The following is a 3,697-nucleotide window of genomic DNA, read 5'->3' as shown; positions in this document are numbered from 1 at the left end:
GATCGTCGGCTCGAACGGGGCGAGTTCACGTTGTGGGGGAACCGGACGGTGAGCTGAGGCGTCGAACACGGTGACCGGGCAGAGCGCGCCCGGGCGAGGAGGCAGGATGACGGCACCAGCGGCGGGGATCCGCGTGAATCCCGACCTGCTGCGCGGGCTCGGCCAGTCGTGGCATCGGCTGGCGGATTCGATGGATGGACTGGACCCGGGAGGGGCCGTGTCGATGGGGGCGGAGTCGCTGCCGGGCGCTGCGACGGCGGAGGCGATGGCCGGTGCACGCGCACTACTCGACACCGGGGTGGCGCGCACCGCCGCCCGCTTCCGTTCGATGGCGGAGGCGGCGCGGCACACGGCGGACAGTACCGAGGCCTCCGATGCGGACTTCGCGGCCACGCTACGACGAATCGACGGAGGGCGATGACCGCGCCCACACGCCCGGTTCTGGCCACGTGGCGCACAGACGATGTCGTGCAGGCCGCCTCCGACCTCGACGAGGTTCGCAACTGCTTTCACGACACCGTAGCCCTGGCCAGGAACGCACCGGAACGCGCCGACCCCTCGTGGGCCGGTCACGCCGCCGACGCGTGCCGCGAGAGGGTTGCGGATGAGGCGGAATCTGCACGGAAGTTCGCCTTCGAGCTGGAGGACGTGGCCGACACTCTGCGTACCGTAGGCCGGAGGCTCGAGTTCGCGAAGGTCGCAGCGGAGAACGCGGCCGTGGACATCGAGAACGACCCGCACGGCCTGGTAGTCCACGACGACTGGGCGGTGAACATCTCGCCGATGGCGCTGATCCCCACCTCGGAGACCGACCCCGAGAAGGTGCGGCAGGCCATGATCGAGCGCCAGGAACAGATGGACGCGGCGGTGCGGTTCCTCGTCGACGAGGACGCCGCGTGCGCGCAGCTCGTGACCGAAGCCATGACGCGCGCTGCAAATGCAGGCCGTCGGTTGGATCAGGCGGCCGCCTTCGAGCGCGCCACCGGCCGGCTGCCGGAGACTCCTGCGGATTGGCTCACCGCCTCGATGCTGGACCCGACCTCGGAGGCGGAGAAGAACCAGGGAGTCGAGGCCACTGTGGTGATGGGGCGGATTGCGGCCGTGCCTGGCGGGGGCGTGGTGCGGACCGAACTGTACATCCCCGTGGACGACGTTTTTAACTTCCGGCTTATGCCTCCGGATGTGGAATACGACCTCGGGGATTCACGCGGCACTAGCCCGGAGTCGACCGTAGGTGACGCCCGTGTCGAGCTCGTGATCGACTACGAGAACGGCGTGATCGTCGCGCGGCAGAATCCGACGGTCACCGTGGAAGGCGGCGTTCGAGTAGGAAGCCCGTCGGTTGATGTCCAGCAGTTGGACAACGGTGACGTACGAGTGCACTACGAAGGCGTCAACCCCTACGCTCCGGGTGGCGGGGAACCTGCGCACAAGGTCACAGGAGAGATCGTCGTGTCCGTCGCAGACGGACACCCGCGGGTAGGCGGAGTAGTCGGTGCGTACCCCTCACTCGAGATCTACCACCATCGAGAGGACGGACAGGTGAGCCCACTCGCCATCGAGGAAGCAAGGAACAGGAGTGCAGCAGGCCCATTTCTCGACCTCCCGATCTCACGGGATGTCGGTGATCCAAGGATGCTGCGCCCGTTTAAGGACCTTTCCAGCCCCGAGCCTGCGCCGTTCGAACTCGGCCCGGGCTCACCTGGACACCCTGGCGAGACACGGCTCGGCGGTGTTGATGACGGGGTCGTGATTCCGACCATCTCCCCGCAAACTCAGGGCAGGTGAGGTGTAGTGACGACGCTTGAGGATCCAGGCGGACGACCGACCTGGGGTCGGTGGCGGATCGCGTTCTGGACGGCAGCTGTGGCGACTCCCATGATGGCGGCGGCCTTCGGAGTCGTCCTTCGGCAGCTCTCGCGCGGCCACGAGTTGGGCGGACTCCAGATCGGTATTTTCGTCGGGATCGTGGTCCTGGCCGCAGGCGTGGCGTGGCGATGGCCCCGGGTATCCGGCGTGACTCTTGGCATGCTTGCACCGCTCCTGGCGGGCGCTGTGTTGTGGAGCTCATCCATGGTGGTGGGAGGGATGATCAGATGATCGTCGACTCGGACGTGAAGAACGGCCCGGCAGAGAAGCACTGGGCGGCCGCGTACGTGGGACTTGTCGTCGGGCTCGCGTTGGTAGCCCTCGTGTACAGCACCAGCGGTATGTGGCCGGAGTCCGAGCGGACGGGGACGGTCCTACTTCTCGTCGTGCCCGTCGCTTTGCCACTACTCGCGCTCACAGTTCTACGCGGTTGGTACCGCCTGGCCGTGCTGGGCTTGGCCTTGGCGCCTGTCGTCGCCGTAGTGTCCTTCTTCGCTGTCATCGTCGGCGGGGCGATTGCAGCATGACGCATGAAGCACGAGGCCTGGGCCACGCATCCGACTTGGTTCAAAGGACGCCGTCGATGTCGTCGTCACACCTATCGAACCCACAAGGTGACGTCAATCCCGCGCCTACGAGGTGGTGGGGCGCGATGATCACCTGCGCTGTCGCGGTACCCCTTCTCGGGCCCGTCCTGTACGGCCTGCAGGCGCTTGCCCAGATGGCGGGTCTGAACGATGTGCCGCTGACGTGGGCGCCGGCGGTCCTGTGGTCTGTCGTAGCGCTGGTACTCATTCTCCGGGCGAGCCTGACTCGGGAAGCCCTTCGGGCAAGCGGACGCTTCGCTGGACTCGCCAGCGCATTCATCGTGGTCGGAACGGCGTTCTTTGGGATCCAGTCCCTTGATCCTGCGGGGCTGCTGTGAGGAGCGAGGTGACGACGGCACCCGTCTCGGTCCTGCTGTCACTGTGCGCGTCGATACTCGCGAGCGTCCTGGGATACACGTGGTGGGCAAGGGAATCCCCCTCCGGCGCGATGGTCAGTTTTCTCCTACCCGCGATCATCGGAGCGTTGCTCCTCCCTTGGCGGCCGGCCCGAAGGCAGGGGATCGCGCTGATGCTCGGACCGTTGGTGGTGATCGCGACGTTCGTCGTGGGGATCGTCGGCATCGTTGTGGTGGGCGGCGCGTGGTCGATGATTCAACGATGACGGAGGTCGCAAACACCGCGGCTCAGGGGCACGGGACCCCCTCCCTGTGGTGGGTCGCTACGGTGGCCTGCATGTGGGCGGTCCCGGCCACCCTGGTCATCGCGATCACGGTCGCCGCGCCATTCCAGAGTGAGGTCACCCGCGGTTGGCCGGTCGGGTGGATCCTCGGGCCGGTGTGGTTCGGTGCGATGGCCCTTCTCGTGGTGGCCGCGTTGCGGTCTCGAGAGTCGCCGATCCGAAGCGGTCGACTGACCGGTGTCGCTGCAGCGATGGCGGTCAACAGCGTGTTGTTCGCGGGATTCGCGGTTTTCGCATGAGGGAGGAGATGCGGACGTCACCACCGTCGGTGCTGGTGTGCCTGTGTGCATCGATGCTCTGGTCAGGTCTGTCGTTTTTCGGACTCGCCGGGTGGCTCGGCGACAGCGCACTGATGTGGTCCCTCGCGCCGGCCCTCGTCGGCGGGCTGCTCACGCCATGGTCCACCGTTCGGCGGCAAGGGATCGCGATGATGTTCGGCCCGGCCGTACTGGCGGTGACCTACGTCGTGGTGCTGATCTGGGTCGCGATTCTGGCGATCAGTTGGTCTGCGGTTCGGCCATGAGGGGATGCGTCAAGGCGG

6 protein-coding genes are annotated in these 3,697 nt (G+C 66.8%); all 6 read left to right on the top strand.

Annotated elements, in window-relative coordinates:
- The first annotated feature begins 133 nt into the window (after positions 1–133).
- The 6 genes from Q4F73_RS11960 to Q4F73_RS11935 all read left to right on the top strand — a co-directional run bounded on the left by Q4F73_RS11960 (position 134) and on the right by Q4F73_RS11935 (position 3,679).
- The gene (locus Q4F73_RS11960; RefSeq protein ID WP_303359567.1) at positions 134–421 is read left to right on the top strand and encodes a hypothetical protein; all 288 of its coding nucleotides are present in this window, start codon (positions 134–136) and stop codon (positions 419–421) included.
- A gap of 47 nt (positions 422–468) precedes the next feature.
- Complete coding sequence (locus Q4F73_RS11955; protein WP_303359566.1) at positions 469–1,788, top strand: hypothetical protein; 1,320 nt, start codon at positions 469–471, stop codon at positions 1,786–1,788.
- Between the two features lie 308 nt (positions 1,789–2,096).
- Positions 2,097–2,396: a hypothetical protein gene (locus Q4F73_RS11950; protein WP_303359565.1), complete on the top strand. Its 300-nt coding sequence runs from the start codon at positions 2,097–2,099 to the stop codon at positions 2,394–2,396.
- A 406-nt stretch (positions 2,397–2,802) separates the two neighbouring features.
- Positions 2,803–3,078, top strand: a complete 276-nt coding sequence (locus Q4F73_RS11945; protein WP_303359564.1) for a hypothetical protein — start codon at positions 2,803–2,805, stop codon at positions 3,076–3,078.
- A gap of 71 nt (positions 3,079–3,149) precedes the next feature.
- Positions 3,150–3,395 carry a hypothetical protein gene (locus Q4F73_RS11940; RefSeq protein WP_303359563.1) on the top strand — a complete coding sequence of 82 codons (246 nt, stop codon included), beginning with the start codon at positions 3,150–3,152 and terminating at the stop codon, positions 3,393–3,395.
- Entirely contained in the window at positions 3,392–3,679 is a 288-nt protein-coding gene (locus Q4F73_RS11935) for a hypothetical protein (RefSeq protein WP_303359562.1), read from the top strand. Before Q4F73_RS11940 ends, Q4F73_RS11935 begins: the two co-directional genes overlap by 4 nt.
- Positions 3,680–3,697 lie beyond the last annotated feature (18 nt).

This window comes from Corynebacterium sp., from assembly GCF_030535495.1.
GTDB lineage: Bacteria > Actinomycetota > Actinomycetes > Mycobacteriales > Mycobacteriaceae > Corynebacterium.
The sequence above is the reverse complement of the archived record's forward strand: the minus strand, read 5'-3'. Positions and strand labels throughout refer to the sequence as shown.

Coding starts and splice junctions, on each gene's coding strand:
- Q4F73_RS11950 (WP_303359565.1), top strand. CDS start 2,097: ATGATCGTCGACTCGGACGTGAAGAACGGCCCGGCAGAGAAGCACTGG.
- Q4F73_RS11940 (WP_303359563.1), top strand. CDS start 3,150: ATGTGGGCGGTCCCGGCCACCCTGGTCATCGCGATCACGGTCGCCGCG.
- Q4F73_RS11935 (WP_303359562.1), top strand. CDS start 3,392: ATGAGGGAGGAGATGCGGACGTCACCACCGTCGGTGCTGGTGTGCCTG.